A 21,620-nucleotide genomic window follows, 5' to 3' on the forward strand; every position below is an offset into this window, starting at 1 on the left:
ACCTCGGGTTTGGGACCGCGCCGCCCATGGTGGGCCTTGCGTCTCTATCTAAAATCGGCTCGCGTTCCGATATCTTCGGTGCCGGATCCAAGTCTTGCGCGATGGTTCGCGGCAAGGCCCAGGCGGCATCAAAACCGGGGTGCGAATGAGGCCGGGAACATACTCTGATTCCGCAGCCATGCAAGCCCTATTCCCCAATGCCGCTCAGAGCAATGGGTGACCTGCATTTAGTCTTCTTTTTCAGGGTCGTTTTCACCCTTCTCCAGCTTATCGCGGAGCGCCGCGAGGCCCGCAAGGGGCTTGGCGTCCTGATCGGTCATGGGTTCCACGCCGGGGGCGGCGAATAGCGCCTCTCCCAATTCGACGCCTTCGGCACGGGGATAATCAGGCAAAGCAAGGGCCAACGCCTCGACCAACAGGTCTTTAAGGACGACTCTTTGGGGCAAAGGCTCGACCGTGTCGTCTTCGGGGATCTCGAAATCTTCCTCGGTGGGCACGGGCATGTCGGCGACGTAGTTGCGCACCACTTCAGTGTCGATGCGGGTGGTGACCGGTTCCAGCGTGACAACGCATTCCTGCACGGCGGTCGCGCCCAGGGTGGCTTTCAGGTGCCAATCGTTTTTGCCAACGGGCGTTGCGGTGCCTGTCAGACGCAGTTTTCGCAACCCAAGAAGGGACAGATCGTCGGCGATGCGCTTGCGCGCCTCGGCGTCGGGTTCCAATGTGAATGTCGTGTCGCTGGCGCGGCCCAACCGCGCGAGGGCCAGAACTTCGGACATGATAAGGGCCTCCGGCTTCATATTTCTTGGGGCGTTAACAGAAGGTGAGGGGGGCTTTGCTTGCCCCAAGCGCGCCCCTGCGTTAAGCCGATATTCAGCTTCGTGTGCGTTCGCAAGTCGTGTACGGTGTCTCCGTCCAGTTTGCCGCGAGCAATCTGGGCCCAACGAGAGCCCCCCATGGGGCCACAGAGCATGTTCAGGCAGGGCCATTCGTGATGCGTCAGTCTTTCTTCTCCGCCTTCGGCCCCGCGATCAGACGCGCTGGCTTTGGCTTGGCCCTTGCAGGCGGTTTGGCCGCGTGTTCGGCCACGTTTACCAACCACGGCTATGTGCCGCCGCCCGACGTGCTGTCGGAAATCGGCATTGGCACCTCGCGAGAGCAGGTGGCCGAGATCGCCGGTTCCCCCGGCACCGGCGGCGTGATGCGCGATGAGGCTTGGTTCTACACCCAATACCGCGTGCGCAATTTCACCTATAATGCCCCCGAAGTGATCGAGCGCGACATCGTGGCGATCTCCTTCAGCGATGCGGGCCGGGTCACCAATATCGAGCGTTTCGGCCTGGAAGACGGCCAGCTGGTGCAGCTGTCGCGCCGCGTGACCGAAAGCTCGGTGCGCGATGTCTCGTTCCTGCGGTCGATCTTGTCGAACTTCGGCAGAATCAATCTGGGCGACATCGGCGGTTAACCCCCTTGCGCCGGGACGCGGCTCTGCACATCATCGTGAAAACGAGCGCCGCTTGACGGCAGTTCGCGGGCGGGCCCTGCGCGGTCTCTCGTGATGTTGGGTTCAGGAGCGAGCCGATGCAGACATTTCGCAACGGGCGCTATGCCGCGCGTATGGCGGACGGTGACGCCGATCATGCCGCCGCCCGGGCATTGCGCGCGCGGGCGTTCCGGGGCGATTGCGTGGACCCATACGATGCGACCTGCGCCCATGTGTTGGTTGAAGACCTTCGTGACGGGGCGGTGGTGTGTTGTTTCCGGCTTCTGCATCTGGACAGCGGCGCCGAGATCGAGCGCAGCTATTCGGCTCAGTTCTACGAGCTCTCCGCCTTGGCCAATTTCACCGGCCCGATGGTGGAGATGGGGCGGTTTTGCATCGACCCCGATCGTCTTGATCCCGATATCCTGCGCGTCGCCTGGGGGGCCATGACCGCCTATGTCGATGCCCAAGGGGTGGAGATGTTGTTTGGCTGTTCCTCTTTTCATGGCACCCAAGCGCGGGATTATTACGATGCCTTTGCCCTGTTGCGAGACAGGCACTTGGCCCCAAAGCGGTGGCTGCCCCGGGTGAAAGCGCCCTCGGTCTTCAAGTTCGCCTCTCGGTTGCGGCGCAAGCCGGATCTTCGGGCCGCGCAAGCTGCCATGCCGCCGCTTCTGCGCACCTATCTTCTGATGGGGGGCTGGGTCAGCGACCATGCGGTGATCGATCGGCATATGGATACGCTTCATGTGTTCACGGGGTTAGAGATCAGCGCGGTGCCGCCGGCGCGGGCGCGTTTGCTGCGCAACTTGGCGGGGTAGGGCGCCGGGTACTGGCCACCTGGCCTGCCATGCTGGCGGCCTAACGTGCCATGAGGGCGGGCGTGGGCCGGGCGCGGGGTTTGCGCCGGGTCCAAGCGGTATCGAGCCAGGTCCCGCCCAGTTCGCGCAACTCTGCCCCCGTGCCGCGTTTGAAATGCGCCAGACCGGGGGCCAGGCTTTTGTCGGCGGCGCCCAGATCAATCTGTTCCGTCCCCATGGCTTGCAATTCAACCATCGCCCGCCACATCAGCGCGGGGCCTGCGGACATCTTCCGCCCGTCGGCGTTGCTCCACCCGATTTGATAGGTGGCAGCAGCGCCGTGGCGCAGAAACAGCATCGCGGCGACGCGGCGGCCCATGTGGTAGGCCGTAAACACCTGCGCCGCGCCGGGTTTGCACGCGGCCATTGCGGCGACCATTTCTGGCGCGAGGGGTTGATACCACTTGCGCAGCGACTGCACCGCCTCTGCCTTGAACAGCCAGAAATTCTTGTCCGGCGCCATCGGGCGACGGCGAATGACAAGGCCTTGAGATTGCCCGTGGCGCAACCTGTTTCGCCACTTCTGGTTAAGCCGCGCCGCCATCACGTCGGCCGAGGGATCAAGCGGCAGGTTGGCAATCACCCGAGGGGCAAAAATGCGGTGGAATCCAGCGGCAGACAGGGCGCGGGCGTCCTGGGCTGTTTCGGCATTCACAACAAGATGCTTGGCTTTCACCCGGTCGCGCAACTTGGCCGCTTCGGCCGGTGAAATCTGCAAATTCGCCCGCGATAGCAGGGCCATATCCCCCACAAACCGCAGCCTCCGCCGCAGGACCAGCGTGCGACAATCGCCCAGATCCACCATCCCCGCATCGCTGCCCAACAGCCGCGTGGCCGCGAGCCATATCGGGCTTTGCTGCAAGGGGACAAATTCGCCCCTACTGGGGGGCGAAGCGGAAAGCGGGGTCTCTGGCTGTGCGTCGAACATAGGGGGAACATTGGCGGTGATTCCCTAAATTAGTGGTTAACGCCGCCCATTTTTCCGCCCCGCATCCCGTGGTACGCGGCTTACCCCTGCAACACCACCAAGGCGTGGCGCTTTTTGCCCGCGCTCAGCTTTATCGGCTCCGCCAAATCGCTGGCCGCAATCATCAAGCCCGCATCGGTCACGGCGGCGTCATTCATCCGCGCGCCGCCTTCGGCGATCAGGCGTTTGGCGTCCTTGCCGGACTTCGCAAGGCCCGAGCGGGTGATCAGCTGTGCGATGGACATGCCGTCGCCCAGATCAGCCGCGCTCAGCGTCAGCGTTGGCAGATCGTCGCCGGTGCCGCCCTTCTCAAACACCTCCCTCGAGGTCGCCTCAGCCGCCTGCGCGGCCTCGGCGCCGTGCAACAGGGTCGTGACCTCATTGGCAAGGATCACCTTCGCGGCGTTGATCTCGGACCCTTCAAGGGCCCCCAGACGGTCGCATTCAGCCACCGGCAATTCGGTGTAGAGCTTCAGGAAACGGCCCACGTCGGCATCGGTCGTGTTGCGCCAGAATTGCCAGAACTCGTAGGGGCTCAGCATGTCACCATTCAGCCAGATCGCGCCGCCCTGGGACTTGCCCATCTTGCGCCCGTCTGACGTCGTCAAAAGCGGCGTCGTCAGGCCGAAGATCTCTTTGTCGATGACCCGCCGCGTCAGGTCGATACCGTTAACGATATTGCCCCATTGGTCGCTGCCCCCCATCTGCAACAGGCAGTCATGGCGGCGGCTAAGCTCAAGGAAATCATAGGCTTGCAGGATCATGTAGTTGAATTCGAGGAAGCTGAGCGATTGCTCCCGATCCAGCCGCGACTTTACCGATTCAAAGCTCAGCATTCGGTTCACGCTGAAGTGCCGCCCGATGTCGCGCAGGAAGTCGAGGTAGTTCAGCTCGTCCAGCCATTCCGCGTTGTTGAGCATCATCGCCTTGCCGTCGCTGTAATCCAGGTAGCGGGCAAACACGCGGCCCATGCCCTCGATATTGGCGTCGATCTGTTCTGGCCCCAGAAGCGGGCGCTCATCGGCGCGGAAGCTGGGGTCGCCCACCTTGGTGGTGCCGCCGCCCATCAAGGTCAGCGGGCGGTTGCCTGTCTTTTGCCACCAGCGCAGCAACATCACGTTCAGCAAATGCCCCACATGCAGCGATTTCGCCGTGGCATCATAACCGATATAGGCGGTCAGCGGCCCTTCCAATAGCGCTTCGTCAAGGCTCTGCAAATCGGTGCAATCGGCCAGAAAGCCGCGCTCGACAATGGTGTGCAGGAATTCGGATTTGGGCTGGTAGGTCATGGTGGGATAGGTCCAGAGTAAACGCATGGCCGGGATGCGGCGCGGATGAGGTCTAGCGGGAATGATGGGTAAGGAAAAGAGGGCCGGGCATCATGGTGCCCAATACGCGCCTGTTTGGGCGGCGGGGGCCATGTCGGGCACGTCATTTGACGGGGTGGATGTGGCGGTTTTACGCACCGATGGCATTGAGATCGCGGATTTCGGAGAGGTCCGGTCCACGGCCTATTCCGACGCCGACCGCGCCGTGTTGCGCGCCGCCATGGGCGCATGGCCAGGCGAGGCGCGGGCCGATGCGGCGGCGCGGGTGACCGAGGCCGCTCATATCGCCGCCATGGTGGATTTGCCGCCGGTCGAGATGTTGGGCTTTCATGGCCAGACTTTGGCACATGACCCGGTGGGGGGGCGGACCCATCAGGTGGGCGACGGGGCCCGTCTTGCGACGGCCCTCGGGGTCGAGGTGATCTGGGATTTTCGCAGCGCCGACATGGGCATGGGCGGGCAGGGCGCGCCGCTTGCGCCGTTTTACCATTGGGCCTGCGCCCGCTGGATCGGGGCCAAGGGGCCGGTGGCGTTTCTCAATCTGGGCGGCGTGGGCAACACCACTTGGGTCGATCCCACTGTCGCCGCGCCCGAGATGCCGGGGGCTTGCGTGGCATTTGATACCGGGCCTGCAAATGCGCCGATTGATGACCTGATGGCGCTGCGCGGCCTTGGCAGCTTTGATGCAGGGGGGGCGCTCGCGGCACAGGGGCAGATTGATATGGATGTTCTGGAAACGGCGCTGCAAAATCCCTGGTTCGATGTCGCTCCGCCCAAGTCTTTGGACCGTGATGCCTTCGCACAGGTGGGGGCAGCGGTGGCACATCTGAGCGACGCAGACGCGGTGGCGACGCTGACGGCGGTATCAGCCGGAGCCGTCGGGCGCGCGGTGCCGCACCTCCCCACGTGCCCGAAACAGGTGTTGGTCACCGGCGGCGGTCGGCTGAACCTGACGCTCATGGCGATGCTGGCCGAGGCCACAGCCGCAGAAGTTCTCGCGGTGGAGGATGTGGGGCTGGACGGGGACGCGCTGGAGGCGCAGGCCTTCGCCTATCTGGCGGTGCGCGTGGCGCGGGGGCTGCCGACCTCTGCCCCTTCAACCACGGGCGTTGCAGCGCCCGTGGGCGGCGGTCGGCGGTCGCGTCCCGCAGGGGCCGCTCTGGCCTAGCGGCGGCGTTGTCGGGGCCTAGGGTCCAGAGGTCGACACGGGCAGATGCAGCATAACCATCGTGCCCGCCGCGCTGGTCTTGATCCGCATCGCGCCGCCCGATTGTTCGGCAAAACCCATGGTCATCGACAGGCCCAGGCCCGAGCCTTTGCCCACCGTTTTTGTGGTGAAAAACGGCTCAACCGCGCGGCGCGCGACCTCGGGGGGCATGCCGGGGCCGTTATCTGCGACCTGAAAGCAAAGATGCGCGTTTTGGATGTCTTCTGCGGCCAAGGTTCCCGCCGCGTCGGCGGGCCCGTCGGCCAATTTCACCTCCACGCAGACGCGGCCATGGCCGTCCATCGCGTCGCTGGCGTTCAGGATCAGGTTCAATAGCGCGGCGTGCAACCTTGTGGCATCGGCCAGCACGAAGACCTGATCCTGCGGCACCTGATGTTCCAACACGATACCGGAGGGCAAAACGCGCCCGGCCAAGGTGCAGAGGTCTTTCACAAGCGCCGCGGCGTCGTGGGGGCGGGCCTCCAGCGGTGCACGGCGCGCGAAGGTCAAAAGCTGCGCCACCAGGGCCGAGGCGCGCGCCGTGGCGGCACTTGCGTCCGCGACAAGTTCGTCTTTTTCGGTGGTCTCCAAAACCTCGTAGTACAATTCCAGACTGCCTTGCACGACGGCCAGGATGTTATTGAAGTCATGGGCCACGCCGCCGGACAGTCGCCCAATGGCCTCCATCTTCTGGGCCTCAAGATTGCGATGCAGCGCCAGGCGAAGCTCCTTGCGATTCTTGCGGTTCGCCAGGTCGGCCATGAGGTAATAGACGCCCAACACGATGCACATGGCGGCAATCAAAGCGTGCTCCATCGAAGTCGCGCCGATGGGCATGAACACAAGCGCCGCCGTCACCACCAAGCCCCCGATCAAAGTCACCTCCAAGACAACCACGTAGCCCGGCGGCTCGGATCGGAACAGGGTGAACACCGCAAAGGCGAAGACCGCCAAGGCGGCGCAGAAGGACAGGAAAGGGTCACCACTTAGCATCAGGTAAACCGGCATCGCCAGATACACGCAGGTCAGGAAAACAAAGTTGGCGATGCATAGGAACCGGTTCCGGGGCCGGCCATCGGCTCTGGGGCGCAGCAGGCGGAAGTGTGACCAAAGCCCCAGCAGATAGGTCACCGACCAGACCGGCCCGACGATTGCGCCCTCGTAGGCCCAAATCAACAGCCCGGCGGTCGCAATACAGATACAGCGAAACCACACCTCGGTGCGGGAGCCGAACTGCGCCTGCCAAAGCGCATCCAGGTCCGTGGCCGATGGCGAAATGCTGAGTTCAGGCTGGAACGTTGTCGCCTGCGTCATGGGAATTACCTATCCAGGGGTGGGTCAAAAATACCATACCCTTGGATAGTGCTGTCTGTCAGCATGTGTTTTTGTCAGGTTTTCGCCTGACTTAGCCGCTTATCCGCGCAGGATCGAACGGCCTGCAAAAACGGCTGTCTCTTCCAACTGCTCTTCGATCCGGATCAGCTGGTTGTACTTCGCCAGCCGGTCAGACCGCGCCAGCGACCCGGTCTTGATCTGCCCGCAGTTTGTCGCCACGGCGAGGTCGGCAATGGTCGCGTCCTCGGTCTCGCCCGAGCGGTGCGACATGACCGAGGTGAAGCGCGCCCGATGCGCCATGTTCACGGCGGCCAGCGTCTCGGTCAACGTGCCGATCTGGTTCACCTTCACCAGCAGCGAGTTTGCGGCCTTGCGCGCAATCCCGTCGCTCAACCGGGCAGGATTGGTCACGAACAGGTCGTCGCCCACCAACTGCACCTTGTCGCCAAGCGCCTCGGTCAGGGCGATCCAACCGTCCCAGTCGTCCTCGCCCATGCCATCCTCGATGGAGAAGATCGGATAATCCGCCACCAGCGCGGCCAGATAATCCACATTCTCCTCGGACGTCAGGCTCTTGCCCTCACCCGCCAGCTCATACTTGCCGTCGCGGTAATACTCCGTCGCCGCGCAATCCAGCGCCAGCACCATGTCGTCTCCGGGCTTGTACCCGGCCTTCTCGATGGACTTCAGCACAAAATCCAACGCATCCCGCGTGCTCGACAGGTTCGGCGCAAAGCCGCCCTCATCGCCGATCCCGGTGCTCAGCCCCGCTGCACTCAACTCGCCCTTCAGCGTGTGGAACACTTCCGAGCCCATGCGCACGGCCTCGGCAATCGAGGTCGCGGCCACCGGCATGATCATGAATTCCTGAATGTCGATGGGGTTGTCCGCGTGCTCGCCCCCGTTGATGATGTTCATCATCGGCACCGGCAACACATGCGCCATGGTGCCGCCCACGTAGCGATACAACGGCTGCGCGGTGAAATCGGCGGCCGCCTTCGCGGTGGCCAGCGACACGCCCAGAATGGCATTCGCGCCCAAGCGGCCCTTGTTGTCGGTCCCGTCCAACTCGCACATCGTCTGGTCAATCGCGACCTGCTCGGTTGCGTCAAAGCCCACCAGCGTATCGGCAATCTCTCCGTTCACCGCTTCCACGGCGGCCAGCACACCCTTGCCCTTGTAGCGGCTCTTGTCGCCGTCGCGCTTTTCCACTGCCTCATAAGCGCCCGTGGACGCACCCGAGGGCACCGCCGCACGACCCAGAGTGCCGTCTTCCAACGTCACATCCACCTCCACCGTCGGGTTGCCCCGGCTGTCGAGGATCTCGCGGGCATGGATGTCGATAATAACGCTCATGGGTCTCTCCTAAGTGACGTTACGGGCGCTATAGCAGAGGAATCTGCCGGGGCGAAGCGTCCTGTTAGCGGTAACATGCCGCATTCAAGCCGCCGCGACCCTCTCGCGCCAAAGGGTGTAAAGGCCGGTTGCAATCACAATCGCCGCCCCGATCAGCGTCCACATGTCAGGCCGTTCCCCAAAGACGAAGAAGGCAAGGATCAGGGCAAAGACCAGCCGCGTGTAGCGAAATGGCGTCACAATGGGGATATCGCCGACCCGCATGGCGGCGGTCACCGAGTAATAGGCCACCAATGTAAAGATCAATGCCCCGGTCAGTTGCAGCGTCAAAAGCCCATCGGGCAGGGTGGCGCCGCCAGTCACCAACAACAAGATCACGCCCGAAACACCGGCCGCCACAAACCCCCATGCCGCCAATAGCAAGGTCGAGACATCGCGCGAGATCGCCCGTGTGGTCAGATCCCGACCCGTCAACCCAATCGCCGCGCCCAAGGCCCATAGGCTGTTGACGTCGAACCCGGCCAGGCCGGGGCGCACGATGATCAACACGCCCACCAAGCCGATCAGGATCGCCACCCAGCGCCGCCAGCCAACAGTGGCCCCAAGAAATACGGCCGCGCCAAGGGTCACCAACAAGGGGTTGGCCTGAATGATGGCCGACAGCAGTGACAACTCGATCGAGGCCAATGCGATGATGAAACTTGTCGTCCCCACAACTTCAGACACCAACCGCAACACGAAAGGCAAGGTAAACAAGTTCCGGTCGAAGAACTTTTCCCCCTTCAAGACAGCCCAAGCCCCAAAAACCAGCGCACCGCCAAACCCGAAAACGGCAATGACCTGGCCCACAGGTAACGCGCCAAGGGTCAGCTTGACGAAGGTATCCCCCAAGGCGAACCCCAACATCGCCAAGGTCATCCAGCCCATACCTTTCAGGTTATCCATGCCCGCTCCCCTTTGCCTGCCCCGCCATACGCCGTCCCCCGCCCGGATAACAGCGCAAACGCGCCCCCTTCACCTTGGCAAATACAACTCAATCCCAACGCCGCCACGGGCGCCGCCGTCGCCCATGGGGCACAAGCCGCCGCCATGCCGAAGACGGGCCCCGGCGCGGACGCGGTGCCCGCCCCCTAAAGGTTAACAAAATTCATAAAGGTAGAGAAAACAAAGACATATGGGGCTGCTCAAACTTGAGCACCGCGACGCCTCCCGCTCAACCCTTCTTGATCGGAACCCCATATAGCTCCAACCGATGCCCCTTGAGCCGATACCCGAGCTTTTGAGCAATCCGTTCCTGCAACGCTTCAATCTCTGGGTCCAGAAACTCGATCACTTCGCCCGAGTTCATGTCGATCAGATGGTCATGATGATCCCGCTCCGCATCTTCATAGCGGGCGCGCCCATCACCGAATTCCAACTTGTCGAGGATACCTGCCTCCTCAAACAGCTTCACCGTCCGATACACCGTCGCAATCGAGATCTTGGGGTCCACCGCCACCGCCCGCCCGTAAAGTTCCTCCACATCCGGGTGGTCGTCCGAGCGCTGCAACACACGCGCAATCACCCGGCGCTGCTCGGTCATACGCAGGCCCTTTGCGGCGCAACGATCCTCGATTGTGTCGGTCATGGCAGGTCCTCGCGCGGGAAACACGTGTCACGGAATGGGGCATTTCTGCGCGGGGTCTAGGTGATTTGCCCGCGCGGATAAAGCCCGCACGGGCAGGTTTGTGCCTACTTTCGGTACGGCCGTCCCGTTCCATCGCCCATCCCAGCGTTGCCTTGCATGCCTTTGGTGCCGCGCACCGGTCCTCCGGCGCCGCCTGGTGCCTGAATAGGCTGCGAATAGGCACGATCCACATCCCGCTTCTGCCACGGGTCGTCGGGCTGCTGGCCGTAGCTGCCAGACATGCGCCGCTGGACATGGCCTCTGGCCTTTTCTTCCAACCCCAACGCCGCCGCGAGGTCCTCTGCAAATTCCCGCTCTCGGGGGCTATCCACATCAATGGCCGACATCGCCGCCGCGAAAATCTGCGCCTTCAGGCCCGGATGATCCGGCACATCCCGGGCAAAATCCTGCACGTCGATCCTCGCGTCCAACGCGTCCTCCACAAAGCGCCGCTCCTGCGCGCTCAGATCGCCAAGGCGGTCGGTCAGCATCGCGCGCTCGTCCCCGTCGATGCGCCCGTCGGATTTGGCGGCCATGATCATCGCCCGGATCATCAGGGCGGCCATGGCCTCTTCATCTTCAGTGGGGGCGTCGTCCGGCTCACCGCCGCTCAACAACGACTGGTTCAACCGCCGCCCAAAGCCCGCAGCGCCCCCCCGGTTGCCGCCCCCGAGCAGCCCGCCCAAAGCGCCCCCCGCGGCGCCGCCGCCAAGTATACCGCCCAACCCGCCCAACGCGCCGGAGCCGCCAAATTCCTCCAACAAACCGCCAAGCCCGCCGCCGCTTGCCGCCCCACCTCCACCTAACAATGCGCCAAGCCCGCCGCCGCTGTTGTCGTGCCCCCTCAAGCTGTCGAGCAATCCACCTCGATCGCGCGCTTCCTCGCGACGGCTGCCCCGGTTTGCCAGGCTGCGTGCCCCCCTTGCCGCCGCCACACCGACAGCAACAGTTGCTAAGGTCCTCAACAGGCTCATATCCAATTCCTTTCCTGAAATACGCCATGTCACCCTGGCAGAGCAGCCCCAAACGGCAAAGCCTGAACTGCGCCATCCTCTTGCAGCTCAAAAAGAACCCTCCGTCCTTTCTTGACACTCTCCACTTCCCCCGGCACTGCCGTATGGCTTGTAAAAGGACGCATTTCATGGACCGCAAACCACAGATCGACGCCTTTGGGGCGATCTCCCTCACTGGCTTTGCGCTGCTGCTCGCGTTCAATCAGGTGATGATCAAACAGGTGAACGAGGGGCTCCAGCCGGTGTTCTTCGCAGGCCTTCGCTCCCTCGGGGGTGCCTTGGTCATCTTCGCTTGGATGAAATATCGCGGGCTGTCCGTGGCGATCAAACCCGGCACAATTCCTGCGGGACTGCTGATCGGTGTCGTCTTCGCGGCAGAGTTCATTTGCCTGTTCTGGGCCCTTGACCTCACCAGCGTCATCCGCACGTCGGTGATCTTCTACACGATGCCCATGTGGCTGGCGTTCGGCGCGCATTTCCTGATCCCCGGCGAGCGTCTCACGCCGCTGAAATCCACCGGTCTCTTCATCGCCTTTGTGGGCGTCGTCATCGCCCTTACCCTGCGCAATGACGCTGGCGCAGAGGCGTCCTTGCTCGGCGACTTCCTCGCTCTGCTGGGGGCCATCACATGGGCCGCAATCGCCCTTTGCGCCCGCGCGACCTCCCTCAAGGACGTCCGCCCCGAGATGCAATTGCTCTGGCAACTCTCCGTCTCCGCCCCCGTGCTCTTGCTCGCTGCCTTTTTCTTCGGCCCGTTCCTGCGCGAACCGGAACTGATCCACTGGATCGGTCTTGGGGCGCAAATCCTCATCATTGTCTCTGCCGGCTTCCTGTTCTGGCTCTGGCTCCTAACCATCTATCCCGCCGGCTCAGTCGCAGCGTTTTCTTTCCTGTCGCCAGTCTTTGGTGTGGCGCTTGGTTGGCTCTTGCTGGATGAGCCTGTGGGCCTGAGCCTGTTGGCCGCGCTCGTTCTGGTCTGCTTGGGCCTGATCCTCATCAACCGCCCTGCGCGCCGGGGCTGAACCCACCACTGTCGCCCCTTCATCTTTTCAAAAATATCGCGGGGAGTTTGAGGGGCTGGCCCCTCAACACCGCCTCCCTTACCCCCCGCGCTCAGGTTCCGCAAAACGTGCGTAACACAGCCTCCGAGGGCGCAGGCGCGGCCTGCAAATCTACAATCTCCGTCCGATCTCTGAATGGCTCCGCCAACGCGGCCTGCAACCGCTGGAACGGTCCAAAGTCTCCGGCCACAGCGGCGTCAATCGCCTCCTCCACCCGGTGATTGCGCGGGATCAACGCCGGGTTCACCGCCTGCATCCGTGCAATCCTTTCGGCCTCTGACACGCCATCCTGCGCCAGTCGAGCCTTCCAGCTTTCCAACCACGCCCCGAAGGGGGCGGGGGCAGCCCATGCCTCGGCGGCTCTTTCAGGCTCCGGGCCGGACAAGGCACGGAACGTCTGGGTGAAATCGCCTCCCCCTTGCTCCATCCGTTGCAGCAGATCGAACGCCAGGGCGGCATCGTCATCGCCTTGGCCGCTTAACCCCAGTTTCGCCCGTAACACGTTATGCCATGCGGCATCGAACCGGGCGGCAAAGCCGTTGACGGCCTCGGTAAAGGCTTCAATTGCAGCGTCTCTGTCGGGCATCAGCGGCAGCAACGCCGTGGCCAATTGCGCCAGGTTCCACGCCGCAATTTGCGGCTGTTGCGCGTAGGCATAGCGGCCAAACTGGTCGATCGAGGAAAACACCTTGCCCGCCTCATAGGTATCCACGAAGGCGCAAGGGCCGTAGTCGATGGTTTCGCCCGATAGCGTCATGTTGTCGGTGTTCATCACCCCGTGAATAAAGCCTACGCCCATCCAACTCGCGACCAATTCGGCGTGCGCCTGCAACACGGCGTTCAGCAACCCAAGGGGACCTTCCGCATCGGGGTAATGGCGGGCGAGGGTGTGATCCAGCAACGCTTGCAACGCCTCGGTGTCCTGGCGGGCGGCGAAATACTGGAACGTTCCCACCCGGATATGAGAGGCCGCCACACGGGTCAGCACCGCGCCGGGCATCGGGCCTTCGCGCAGGATTGTTTCGCCGGTTGTCACCGCGGCCAAGGCGCGGGTGGTGGGGATGCCAAGGGCGGCCATCGCCTCGGACACGAGATACTCTCGGATCACCGGACCAAGCCACGCGCGCCCATCGCCACGCCGCGAATAGGGCGTGGGGCCCGAGCCCTTCAACTGCACGTCAAACCGCGCCCCATCGGGGGCTACGACCTCTCCCAATAGCACCGCGCGCCCGTCGCCCAATTGCGGCGACCAACCGCCGAATTGGTGGCCCCCATAGACCTGCGCCAAGGGCTCTGCGCCCTTCGGCACCACATTTCCGGCAAAGATCTGCGCGAGGTCGGCGTCGGAGCCGTCAAGATCAATGCCAAGACGGTCTGCCAAAGGCTGGTTCACGGCAATCAGCCCCGGATCGGCGACCGGGGTGGGGGCCTGACGGGTGAAAAAACGATCGGGCAGGGCGGCATAGGAATTGTCGAAGGGAAAGGCGGTCATAACGGTGGGGCTTTCATGGTGAGACACCCCATGTAAGGGCTTTGGGGCACAGGTCCAATGGGTGCTGGGGTCCCTGTGCCTTGGCGGCGCGCGCCCCTACAGACGGCCGATCCGCTGGGTCAGCAAATCAAAAAAGCCATCGGCGTCGATATCTCCCATGAACATCGCGTTCTTGTCTCGGTCCGTGACGCCCCACCAATCGGCGACGGTCATGCCGCGGGTCAGGGGGGATTGGACTTCGATCTCGACGTTGACGTGACGCCCCGAAAATAGCTCGGGTCGGATCAGATAGGCGATCACGCAGGGATCATGGAGCGGTGCACCGGCGCTGCCGTATTTCTCTTTGTCGAACCTCTCAAAGAAGTCGGTCCATTCAGCGACCATGGTGCCGGGCTTGGTGTTCATGTCCCGAAACGCCTGCACCCGTGGCGCGGTGGTCAGCGCCTTGTGGGTCACGTCCAGCGGCATCACGGTAATCGGGCGGCCCGAGCCGAAGACGATCTGCGCCGCTTCCGGGTCCACGTAGATGTTGAATTCGGCAGCGGGGGTGATGTTGCCCACCTCAAAATACGCGCCGCCCATCAGTACGATTTCCTGCACCTTTTCAACGATATCGGGGGCTCGTTCAAACGCGGTGGCAATGTTGGTCAGCGGGCCCAAGGGGCAAAGCGTGACGCTGTCCGCAGGTTCCGCGCGCAGGGTATCGATGATGAAATCCACCCCGTGCTGATCGCGCAGCGGCATGGTGGGATCGGGCATCACTGGCCCATCAAGGCCCGTCTTCCCGTGGACATGTTCCGCCGTCACCAGAGGCTGCTTCATCGGGCGGTCGCATCCTGCAAACACGGGCACATCCGGGCGGCCCGCCAATTCGCACACGATCCTTGTGTTCTTGGCGGTCAATTCCAGCGGTACGTTGCCCGCCACGGCCGTGAGGCCCAGAACCTCGACCTCCGGGGAGGCCAGCGCCAACAAGATGGCGACCGCGTCGTCTTGGCCGGGGTCGGTGTCGATGATGATTTTACGTGCCATGGGGCCTCCTGAGGTCGGGGGCATAAAAGTGCAGCGGGGCGGGGGATGCAAGGTGGCGCAGCGGCGATAACGCCTCGGTTTGCGCGAAGGCAAATATGCGCCCGGATGTCGTGTCTGACTTGACGGGCGGGCCGATGCGGCGCATCTCCGTATCCATGCGTATTTTGCTTTATATCATCGCGGCCCTTGTGGTTCTGACCATTGCCGCAGCGGTTTTCGTTCGTCTTGCCCCCATCGACGTGGCCCGTTGGCATGTGGACCCGGAAACGGTGACGCCGCCCACGACGCCGAACTTCTCGTTGATTGCGGGCGGCGGGGCCACGTCGATTGACGCGCCCGCATTGGCCGTTGCGGGACGTCTGCAAGACATTGCCGAGGCCGAAGGGGCAAGGGTTCTGGCCGGATCATTGGGCGAAGGCTTTGTCACTTACGTCGTGCGTTCGCGGGTCATGGGATACCCTGATTTCATCTCCATCCGCTTGGTGCCGGAAGGGGACACGACGCGGATGCACATCTTCTCTCGGTCGCGCTACGGCTATAGCGACCTTGGGGTGAACACGGTGCGCGTCCACCGCTGGCTGACGGCGGCCCGTGGCGAAGAGGGTGGCGAATAATGGTGGCCAGTAGCCTTCCGCGCGACCGTTTGCGGCAAATCTCGGATCGGTTCGAGTTTCTTGAGGCGCAGTTGAACGGCGGCCCGGACGCCTCGGAAATCGCGAAGATCAGCCGGGAATATGCAGAACTGAAGCCCGTTGTGGCCGAAATCAGTGCCTACGAGCAGCTTTTGGCGGATCTGGAAGAAGCCCAGGCGATGTTGGAAGACCCCGACATGAAGCCGCTGGCGCTGGAGGAACTGCCGCGCCTGGAGGCCGCGATCCCCGAAGCCGAGCAAAGCCTGCAACTGGCGCTTCTGCCCAAGGATGCCGCCGACGCACGCCCCGCGATGATCGAGATCCGCCCCGGCACCGGCGGCGACGAAGCGGCGCTGTTCGCCGGTGACTTGCTGCGCATGTATACGCGCTACGCCGAAGCGCGAGGCTGGCGGATAGAGCTGGTGGATTTGCAGGAAAGCGATCTGGGCGGGATCAAGGAATGCACGGCGCGGGTGGAAGGCGAAAACGTCTTTGCGCGTCTGAAATTCGAATCCGGCGTGCACCGGGTGCAACGGGTGCCGGAAACGGAATCCGGCGGGCGTATCCATACCTCTGCCGCTACTGTCGCTGTTCTGCCCGAGGCCGAGGACGTGGATATCGACATCCCCGCCACGGATATCCGCATCGACACGATGCGTGCCAGCGGGGCAGGCGGGCAGCATGTGAACACCACCGATTCCGCCGTGCGCATCACCCACGTGCCGTCGGGGATCGTTGTGGTCAGTTCCGAGAAATCCCAACACCGCAACCGTGAAATCGCGATGCAGACCCTGCGCACGCGGCTTTATGATCTGGAACGGCAGAAGGCCGATGATGCCATGGCCGCGGACCGAAAGGCGCAGATTGGCTCGGGCGACCGATCTGAACGGATCAGGACCTATAATTTCCCCCAAGGGCGGATGACGGACCATCGGATTAACCTGACGCTTTATAAGCTGGACGCGGTGATGCAGGGCGATCTGGACGAGATCGTGGATGCCCTGACGGCCGAGGATCAGGCGATGAAACTGGCCGAGATGAACGGGTGAGTAAGCCGCGCCTGCGCGATGTCCACATCGCTTACGTTAACGCCGTTAAGGATTTCACCGGCAGCTATGAGGCGGGCCGGGAGGCGGGGCTTGTCATCACGCATCTGACGGGGATGAGTCGGGTGCAGCAAAGCGTCGGCGGTGGCGATGTGTTTGAGGGCGATCCCGCGCAGTTGGACGCGATTATTGCCGCGCGGCGCTCGCGCCAACCTTTGGCGCAGATCCTGGGCTTTGCGCCCTTTCGCGACCGCCTGTTCCGGGTGACGCCCGATGTCCTGTCGCCGCGTGCCGATACCGAACGGCTCCTCGATGCCGCTTTGGCGGCCTCTCCTCGCCGCTTTCTGGATTTGGGCACCGGGCCGGGCACCGTGGCATTGACGCTACTGGCGGAACTGCCAGAGGCGGAAGCGGTGGCCAGCGACATATCGTCGGCGGCGCTGGCGGTGGCGGCCGAGAATGCCGAGAGCCTTGGCGTCGCCGACCGCGTCACCTTGGTGCAAAGCGACTGGCTGGCCGCGATCGAGGGCAGCTTCGATCTGATCGTGTCCAATCCGCCCTATGTGGACGCGGAGACCTACGCCACGTTGCAGCCCGAGATCACCCGGTGGGAGCCGGAGATCGCCCTGACCCCCGGCGGTGACGGGCTGGACGCCTACCGCATCATTACCGCCCATGCGCCCGCCCACCTGCGCCCCGGCGGCGCGTTGATGGTTGAAATCGGCTTTGACCAAGGGGCGGCTGTGGCGGCGCTTTTTGCGAACGCGGACCTGTCCAATATCAAGGTGTTAACGGACCTTAACGGAAAATCCCGCGTTGTGCGGGGCTTTCGGCGGTAAACAGCGCGATTTCGTGCCGAAAACACTGTTATTCGCTAATTTGTGCTAGACTCAACGCGGCGCACATGTGTAATCACTTCCAAGCGCGAACCGAGGCTTTCCAAGCCCGCCGCGCTTTTCTCGCCAGATCGCGCAGTGCCAGGACCCGGCACAACCACGCGCAGACTGAGACTTCCCGGGCCCCGCCAAAGTTGCGATGTGGCCGCCAACCAGGACCACTGGATTAGTACACACATGAGATCTTCGAAGAACCGCTCGCGGTCCAAAGGTAACCGCAACCGCAATGGCTCGGTTGGGAATATTGTTAACCGGGTATTCGACTCGTCGGGCCCAGAAGGCAAAGTGCGCGGAACGCCGCAGCAGATTGTCGATAAGTATAACCAGCTGACCCGTGACGCGCAGTTGTCCAATGACCGCGTCGCTGCCGAAAGCTTCCAGCAACACGCCGAGCATTACACCCGCATGTTGGCCCAGGCGCAGCGCGAGCAAGAGGCCAAGCAGGCCCAACATCAGGCCAACCAGCAAAGCAACCAGGGCGGTGGCGGCAACCAGCAGGGCGGTAACGACCAGCAGGGCGGCAATCAGGGTAACAACAATCAAGGCGACCAAAAGGGCGGCAACCGCCGCAACCGTGGCGGCGGCCAGGATCACCAGCAGCAGGGCGGCCAACAGGCGGACCAGAAGCAGCAGGATGAGGGCAAGACCGATCAGCCAGCCGTGGAAGCGCAGCAGGGTTCTTTCGATGCTGTAATTGATCCGGCCACGGGTGATAGCGGTCTGGTGGAAACGCCGGAAAACGCGCCCAAGCCCAAACGGCCCCGGACCCGGCGGCGCAAGGCGGACACGCCCAAGGACGCCCCAAGCGACGCGCCCTCGGCGGACGCCCCCGCAGCGGATGCCCCAGAGGCCAGCGACGGCGGAGACGGTAAGCCTCCGCAAGAAGCCGCGGAATAAACGATACGAAAAAGGGGCCTTCGCGGGCCCCTTTTTTATTGGAAAGAAACGCACCGTGGCGCGGGCGTTCGTTCAGCCACGCGGTGTAATCACGTCTTCCATCACACGGGCCAAGGCGCAGAACCCTTCCAGCGGCACCTGCTCGGCCCGCTCCGTGGGCTTCAGCCCGGCTTTCAGCAGGCGATCTTCGATATCCGGGGCAAGGCCCTTGAGGGCCGCGCGCAGCATCTTGCGCCGTTGCCCGAAGGCGGTGGCGACAATGCGCGACAGCACATGGGCGTCGGCTTTGAACCGGGGAGCGGGCAGGGCGGTGAAATGGACCACGGCCGAATGCACCTTGGGCGGCGGGGAAAAGGCCTCAGGCGGAAGGCTCATCACGATCCGAGGGTCCGCGCGCCATTGTGACAGGATCGCCAAACGCCCGTAGGTCTTGGAGCCGGGCTTGGCGACGATCCGTTCCGCAACCTCGCGTTGGAACATCAGGGTCAGGCTTTCCCAAGGGGGCGGCCAAGAGGCCGGGGTCAGCCAGCGCACCAGCAATTCGGTGCCCACGTTGTAGGGGAGGTTCGCCACGATCTTGCGTGGCGCTTGCAGCTCTGCCTCCCAATCCAGTTCCAGCGCGTCGGCGTTGAGAACCTTCAACTTGCCCGGATAGGCGGCCTCGATCTCGGCCAGGACGGGCAGGCAGCGGGGGTCTTTTTCCACCGCCACGACCCGGCGGGCCCCTTCCGCCAGAAGTCCCCGCGTCAGACCGCCGGGGCCGGGGCCGACCTCTAGAATATCCGCGCCGGAAAGATCCCCCGCCAGACGGGCAATCTTGGCGGTCAGGTTCAAGTCCAACAGGAAGTTTTGACCCAATGCCTTGCGAGCAGACAGCTCATGGGTGGCGATGACCTCTCGCAGGGGAGGTAGATCGTCGATGCCACTCATGGGGCGTCCTTTCTGATGGGGCGCGTCCGCAGATTGTGCGGCGCCAAGGGCGCTGTGCAATCTGCCACGTCGCTTGCGGGGCGCAGGGGCCCCTTCGGGCCCGAGCACGCCTGAAGGCAACGGGCGAAACGCCGGGTCATTGGGGTGTCGTCCATTGGCTTCGGGCGTGCGCCATATCACGGGCCATGTTCAGCGCGGCAATCAACGAGGTCGCATCGGCCATGCCTTTTCCGGCGATATCAAAGGCGGTGCCATGATCGGGAGAGGTGCGGATGAACGGCAGCCCGAGGGTCACGTTCACGCCGCCGGCAAAGTCGATGGTCTTGATCGGGATCAGTGCCTGGTCGTGGTACATCGCCACCGCTGCGTCATAGCGGGCGCGGGCGCTGGCGTGGAACATCGTGTCGGCGGACGCCGGCCCGCTGATCGTCAGCCCTTCTGCGCGCAGCCCGTCCAGAACGGGGGCGATCATGTCGATTTCTTCTTGGCCCATTGCGCCGCCTTCGCCCGCATGGGGGTTCAGGCCCGCCACCGCGATCCTTGGGGCGCTTATGCCGAAATCCTGGCGCAAAGCGGCCTCGGTAATGCGGATCGTGTCTCGCAACAGGTCAGGTGTGAGGGCGCTTGGCACCGCGTCGATCGAGATGTGGATCGTCACCGGCACCACCCGCAATTCCGAGCAGGCAAGCATCATCACGACACGGTCAACTCCCGCCAAGTGGGCGAGGTATTCCGTATGGCCGGGAAAGCCAAAGCCCGCGCCGTCTTTCAGCGCTTTCTTGTGGATCGGACCGGTTGTCAGGGCCGAGGCTTCGCCGCGCATCACCAGATCCACGCCCCGTGCGATCACGTCAATGACCCCTTGGGCATTGGCCGCGTCCGGTTGGCCGGGAACGGCGGGGGCGGCGAAGGAGTGGGGCAAAACCGGCAAACCGCTGCGGCTGGCCGTAGGCGCCTCGGCTGGGGACGTGATTTCAACCACCGCCGCGCCATGGCCCGCCAAATGCGCCGGGTCACCGATCACGAAAAACGGCAATTCCGCGCCCAAGGCCGCCCAAGCGCGGGCAGCGATTTCCGGGCCGACGCCCGCAGGCTCACCCACGGATAGGGCGATAGGGGCCGTCTGCTGGAGGGTCATTTAGTTGACGTAGTTGATGCGGGCTTCGCCACGCAGTTGTTCCAGATAATTCGCCGACAAGCGCTGCATTTGCTGACCGAAAAGCTGTTCCCGGATGCCGTCAATACCCGCTTCTGGTTCGGCTGATACGCGGTCACAGAGCATCACGGCCAGAAGCACGGTGCCATTGTTGCGGGTGACAGCGGTGGTCATCTCGTGGTTGTCCAAGGTGCGCAGGGCAAGGGCGATGTCGTCGGGAACCTGGCTTGGCGGCACGTTGTGGCGTTCAAAGGCGTGGGGGATCACGCCATTGAAGTCGTTGCAAACGTCCACGGCGCTGTCCAGACGTGCGGCTTCGGCCAGCGTCTCGGGGGTGCGGCCACCGGGCAGGGCAATGGTGACGTAGTCGATCGCGGTGATCGGAAGCCGCGGAGAGGTAACCTCGCGCTGGCCTCGGAATTGGAACAGAGCATAGGCTTGGCCGCCGCCCAAAGGCACGGGTTGGCTGACCTGACCGTAGCCCATGTTCATGAACATCTCGCGCAGGCCTTCGGGCAGTTGGTTCAGGGGGCGCCATCCGGTCACGCCTCCGGCTTCCCGGGTGGGTGCGGCCGAAAAGCGGCGGGCGGCTTCGGAGAATTGCTCGACGTCGCCGTTGATCTGGCTGCCAAGGCGGCCCAGTTCGGACTGCAGATTCGATTGGTTTTCCGGGGTGACGGGGATGATGATCTCGGCCAGCGCGATCTCGATCCCGCCGCCCAGAACGGTGCCCAGTTCCAACGCCCGTTCTACATCTTCGTCGGTGATTTCCACCAGCGGCGCGAACCGCGCGCGCACGACATTGCGCCATGTGATGCCGTTGGCCACGAAGTCCCGCACGGTTTCGGGGGCAACGCCCGCCTGACCCATCTGGCGCAGGAATTGTTCGGGCCCAAGGTTGGCGCGGGCGGCAAATTCGCCCAAGCCCGCCTCAATCGCATCAGGGGAAGCTTCGGCTCCTACGGCCAATCCAGCGTTCACCTGCAATCGCTCATTCACCAGTGCTACAATCGCCTGTGCACGCAGGTCGCCTTGGGCATTCAGCGCCTGAAGGAACAGCATCCTTTGGGAGATCTCGTAGTTCGTGACGACGCTATCATCGACCTCAATCGCCACAGAGAAGGGGTTTTGCGCCGCAGCGGGGGCGGCAATCGCCATTCCGAGGCACAACACCGATAGTGCCACCACTTGCCGTGTCATCTGCCGCAAACGAAGTGCTGCCAAGACCATGCCGTTCATACGTGAACCCCTGTTCATTCTTCT

The 21,620-nt window shown here is 63.4% G+C and carries 21 protein-coding genes; 8 read left to right on the forward strand and 13 right to left on the reverse strand.

Translation table 11 applies throughout. The annotated features are described in order from the left end of the window. Nucleotides 1-227: 227 nt before the first annotated feature. Complete coding sequence (locus AADW23_RS11635; RefSeq protein WP_341861109.1) at nucleotides 228-779, reverse strand: YceD family protein; 552 nt, start codon at nucleotides 777-779, stop codon at nucleotides 228-230. A gap of 215 nt (nucleotides 780-994) precedes the next feature. Between AADW23_RS11635 and AADW23_RS11640 the strand changes: the two genes are divergently transcribed. Together AADW23_RS11640 and AADW23_RS11645 are read left to right on the forward strand one after the other, a co-directional pair. Then, nucleotides 995-1,465, forward strand: a complete 471-nt coding sequence (locus tag AADW23_RS11640) for an outer membrane protein assembly factor BamE (protein WP_341861110.1) — start codon at nucleotides 995-997, stop codon at nucleotides 1,463-1,465. A gap of 116 nt (nucleotides 1,466-1,581) precedes the next feature. Beyond that, nucleotides 1,582-2,304 (forward strand): GNAT family N-acyltransferase, encoded by a 723-nt coding sequence (locus tag AADW23_RS11645; RefSeq protein ID WP_341861111.1) that lies wholly within the window; start codon nucleotides 1,582-1,584, stop codon nucleotides 2,302-2,304. Nucleotides 2,305-2,344: 40 nt separating this feature from the next. Here AADW23_RS11645 and AADW23_RS11650 read toward each other — a convergent pair whose 3' ends face one another. Continuing rightward, nucleotides 2,345-3,271, reverse strand: coding sequence for a GNAT family N-acetyltransferase (locus AADW23_RS11650; RefSeq protein ID WP_341861112.1), 927 nt, complete (start codon nucleotides 3,269-3,271; stop codon nucleotides 2,345-2,347). Between the two features lie 80 nt (nucleotides 3,272-3,351). Continuing rightward, nucleotides 3,352-4,599: a tyrosine--tRNA ligase gene (tyrS, locus tag AADW23_RS11655; RefSeq protein WP_341864323.1), complete on the reverse strand. Its 1,248-nt coding sequence runs from the start codon at nucleotides 4,597-4,599 to the stop codon at nucleotides 3,352-3,354. A 61-nt stretch (nucleotides 4,600-4,660) separates the two neighbouring features. On the opposite strand from tyrS, the gene AADW23_RS11660 reads away from it, so the two are divergent. Next, nucleotides 4,661-5,806 carry an anhydro-N-acetylmuramic acid kinase gene (locus AADW23_RS11660; protein ID WP_341861113.1) on the forward strand — a complete coding sequence of 382 codons (1,146 nt, stop codon included), beginning with the start codon at nucleotides 4,661-4,663 and terminating at the stop codon, nucleotides 5,804-5,806. Between the two features lie 18 nt (nucleotides 5,807-5,824). On the opposite strand, the gene AADW23_RS11665 is transcribed toward AADW23_RS11660, so the two are convergent. The 5 genes from AADW23_RS11665 to AADW23_RS11685 all read right to left on the reverse strand — a co-directional run bounded on the left by AADW23_RS11665 (nucleotide 5,825) and on the right by AADW23_RS11685 (nucleotide 11,176). Beyond that, nucleotides 5,825-7,159 carry an ATP-binding protein gene (locus AADW23_RS11665; protein WP_341861114.1) on the reverse strand — a complete coding sequence of 445 codons (1,335 nt, stop codon included), beginning with the start codon at nucleotides 7,157-7,159 and terminating at the stop codon, nucleotides 5,825-5,827. Between the two features lie 99 nt (nucleotides 7,160-7,258). Continuing rightward, entirely contained in the window at nucleotides 7,259-8,536 is a 1,278-nt protein-coding gene (gene eno / locus AADW23_RS11670; protein WP_341861115.1) for a phosphopyruvate hydratase, read from the reverse strand. A gap of 84 nt (nucleotides 8,537-8,620) precedes the next feature. Next, a complete protein-coding gene (locus AADW23_RS11675; RefSeq protein ID WP_341861116.1) occupies nucleotides 8,621-9,481 on the reverse strand; it encodes a DMT family transporter in 861 nt (286 codons plus the stop codon). A 268-nt stretch (nucleotides 9,482-9,749) separates the two neighbouring features. Next, nucleotides 9,750-10,163 (reverse strand): Fur family transcriptional regulator, encoded by a 414-nt coding sequence (locus AADW23_RS11680; RefSeq protein WP_341861117.1) that lies wholly within the window; start codon nucleotides 10,161-10,163, stop codon nucleotides 9,750-9,752. A 104-nt stretch (nucleotides 10,164-10,267) separates the two neighbouring features. Further along, a complete protein-coding gene (locus AADW23_RS11685; RefSeq protein WP_341861118.1) occupies nucleotides 10,268-11,176 on the reverse strand; it encodes a tellurite resistance TerB family protein in 909 nt (302 codons plus the stop codon). A gap of 167 nt (nucleotides 11,177-11,343) precedes the next feature. On the opposite strand from AADW23_RS11685, the gene AADW23_RS11690 reads away from it, so the two are divergent. Then, nucleotides 11,344-12,237 carry a DMT family transporter gene (locus AADW23_RS11690; protein ID WP_341861119.1) on the forward strand — a complete coding sequence of 298 codons (894 nt, stop codon included), beginning with the start codon at nucleotides 11,344-11,346 and terminating at the stop codon, nucleotides 12,235-12,237. Between the two features lie 91 nt (nucleotides 12,238-12,328). Here AADW23_RS11690 and AADW23_RS11695 read toward each other — a convergent pair whose 3' ends face one another. Beyond that, nucleotides 12,329-13,768 (reverse strand): protein adenylyltransferase SelO family protein, encoded by a 1,440-nt coding sequence (locus AADW23_RS11695; protein ID WP_341861120.1) that lies wholly within the window; start codon nucleotides 13,766-13,768, stop codon nucleotides 12,329-12,331. A 96-nt stretch (nucleotides 13,769-13,864) separates the two neighbouring features. Beyond that, complete coding sequence (locus AADW23_RS11700) at nucleotides 13,865-14,800, reverse strand: nucleoside hydrolase (RefSeq protein ID WP_341861121.1); 936 nt, start codon at nucleotides 14,798-14,800, stop codon at nucleotides 13,865-13,867. Between the two features lie 95 nt (nucleotides 14,801-14,895). Between AADW23_RS11700 and AADW23_RS11705 the strand changes: the two genes are divergently transcribed. From AADW23_RS11705 to AADW23_RS11720, 4 genes are all read left to right on the forward strand, one after another. Continuing rightward, nucleotides 14,896-15,414, forward strand: coding sequence for a DUF1499 domain-containing protein (locus tag AADW23_RS11705; RefSeq protein ID WP_341861122.1), 519 nt, complete (start codon nucleotides 14,896-14,898; stop codon nucleotides 15,412-15,414). Beyond that, nucleotides 15,414-16,481 (forward strand): peptide chain release factor 1, encoded by a 1,068-nt coding sequence (gene prfA / locus AADW23_RS11710; protein WP_341861123.1) that lies wholly within the window; start codon nucleotides 15,414-15,416, stop codon nucleotides 16,479-16,481. The genes AADW23_RS11705 and prfA overlap by 1 nt, the downstream gene beginning before the upstream one ends. Next, nucleotides 16,478-17,317, forward strand: coding sequence for a peptide chain release factor N(5)-glutamine methyltransferase (gene prmC / locus AADW23_RS11715; RefSeq protein ID WP_341861124.1), 840 nt, complete (start codon nucleotides 16,478-16,480; stop codon nucleotides 17,315-17,317). Before prfA ends, prmC begins: the two co-directional genes overlap by 4 nt. 234 nt (nucleotides 17,318-17,551) lie before the next feature. Beyond that, on the forward strand, nucleotides 17,552-18,271 hold the full coding sequence (locus AADW23_RS11720; protein WP_341861125.1) for a DUF4167 domain-containing protein: 720 nt from the start codon (nucleotides 17,552-17,554) through the stop codon (nucleotides 18,269-18,271). Nucleotides 18,272-18,343: 72 nt separating this feature from the next. Here the strand turns inward: AADW23_RS11720 and rsmA are convergent, their stop codons facing one another. From rsmA to AADW23_RS11735, 3 genes are all read right to left on the reverse strand, one after another. Continuing rightward, nucleotides 18,344-19,201 carry a 16S rRNA (adenine(1518)-N(6)/adenine(1519)-N(6))-dimethyltransferase RsmA gene (rsmA, locus tag AADW23_RS11725; RefSeq protein WP_341861126.1) on the reverse strand — a complete coding sequence of 286 codons (858 nt, stop codon included), beginning with the start codon at nucleotides 19,199-19,201 and terminating at the stop codon, nucleotides 18,344-18,346. 136 nt (nucleotides 19,202-19,337) lie between these two features. Beyond that, on the reverse strand, nucleotides 19,338-20,339 hold the full coding sequence (pdxA, locus tag AADW23_RS11730) for a 4-hydroxythreonine-4-phosphate dehydrogenase PdxA (protein ID WP_341861127.1): 1,002 nt from the start codon (nucleotides 20,337-20,339) through the stop codon (nucleotides 19,338-19,340). Next, nucleotides 20,340-21,596, reverse strand: coding sequence for a peptidylprolyl isomerase (locus AADW23_RS11735; RefSeq protein WP_341861128.1), 1,257 nt, complete (start codon nucleotides 21,594-21,596; stop codon nucleotides 20,340-20,342). Nucleotides 21,597-21,620: the final 24 nt, after the last annotated feature.

This window comes from Gymnodinialimonas sp. 57CJ19, from assembly GCF_038396845.1.
In the GTDB taxonomy this organism is placed as follows: Bacteria; Pseudomonadota; Alphaproteobacteria; order Rhodobacterales; family Rhodobacteraceae; genus Gymnodinialimonas.

Coding starts and splice junctions, on each gene's coding strand:
- AADW23_RS11690 (WP_341861119.1), top strand. CDS start 11,344: ATGGACCGCAAACCACAGATCGACGCCTTTGGGGCGATCTCCCTCACT.
- AADW23_RS11700 (WP_341861121.1), bottom strand. CDS start 14,800: ATGGCACGTAAAATCATCATCGACACCGACCCCGGCCAAGACGACGCG.
- AADW23_RS11650 (WP_341861112.1), bottom strand. CDS start 3,271: ATGTTCGACGCACAGCCAGAGACCCCGCTTTCCGCTTCGCCCCCCAGT.
- AADW23_RS11675 (WP_341861116.1), bottom strand. CDS start 9,481: ATGGATAACCTGAAAGGTATGGGCTGGATGACCTTGGCGATGTTGGGG.
- AADW23_RS11680 (WP_341861117.1), bottom strand. CDS start 10,163: ATGACCGACACAATCGAGGATCGTTGCGCCGCAAAGGGCCTGCGTATG.
- AADW23_RS11705 (WP_341861122.1), top strand. CDS start 14,896: ATGCGCCCGGATGTCGTGTCTGACTTGACGGGCGGGCCGATGCGGCGC.
- tyrS (WP_341864323.1), bottom strand. CDS start 4,599: ATGACCTACCAGCCCAAATCCGAATTCCTGCACACCATTGTCGAGCGC.
- AADW23_RS11665 (WP_341861114.1), bottom strand. CDS start 7,159: ATGACGCAGGCGACAACGTTCCAGCCTGAACTCAGCATTTCGCCATCG.
- AADW23_RS11695 (WP_341861120.1), bottom strand. CDS start 13,768: ATGACCGCCTTTCCCTTCGACAATTCCTATGCCGCCCTGCCCGATCGT.
- AADW23_RS11645 (WP_341861111.1), top strand. CDS start 1,582: ATGCAGACATTTCGCAACGGGCGCTATGCCGCGCGTATGGCGGACGGT.
- AADW23_RS11660 (WP_341861113.1), top strand. CDS start 4,661: ATGATGGGTAAGGAAAAGAGGGCCGGGCATCATGGTGCCCAATACGCG.
- pdxA (WP_341861127.1), bottom strand. CDS start 20,339: ATGACCCTCCAGCAGACGGCCCCTATCGCCCTATCCGTGGGTGAGCCT.
- rsmA (WP_341861126.1), bottom strand. CDS start 19,201: ATGAGTGGCATCGACGATCTACCTCCCCTGCGAGAGGTCATCGCCACC.
- AADW23_RS11735 (WP_341861128.1), bottom strand. CDS start 21,596: ATGAACGGCATGGTCTTGGCAGCACTTCGTTTGCGGCAGATGACACGG.
- AADW23_RS11635 (WP_341861109.1), bottom strand. CDS start 779: ATGTCCGAAGTTCTGGCCCTCGCGCGGTTGGGCCGCGCCAGCGACACG.
- AADW23_RS11640 (WP_341861110.1), top strand. CDS start 995: ATGCGTCAGTCTTTCTTCTCCGCCTTCGGCCCCGCGATCAGACGCGCT.
- AADW23_RS11720 (WP_341861125.1), top strand. CDS start 17,552: ATGAGATCTTCGAAGAACCGCTCGCGGTCCAAAGGTAACCGCAACCGC.
- eno (WP_341861115.1), bottom strand. CDS start 8,536: ATGAGCGTTATTATCGACATCCATGCCCGCGAGATCCTCGACAGCCGG.
- AADW23_RS11685 (WP_341861118.1), bottom strand. CDS start 11,176: ATGAGCCTGTTGAGGACCTTAGCAACTGTTGCTGTCGGTGTGGCGGCG.
- prfA (WP_341861123.1), top strand. CDS start 15,414: ATGGTGGCCAGTAGCCTTCCGCGCGACCGTTTGCGGCAAATCTCGGAT.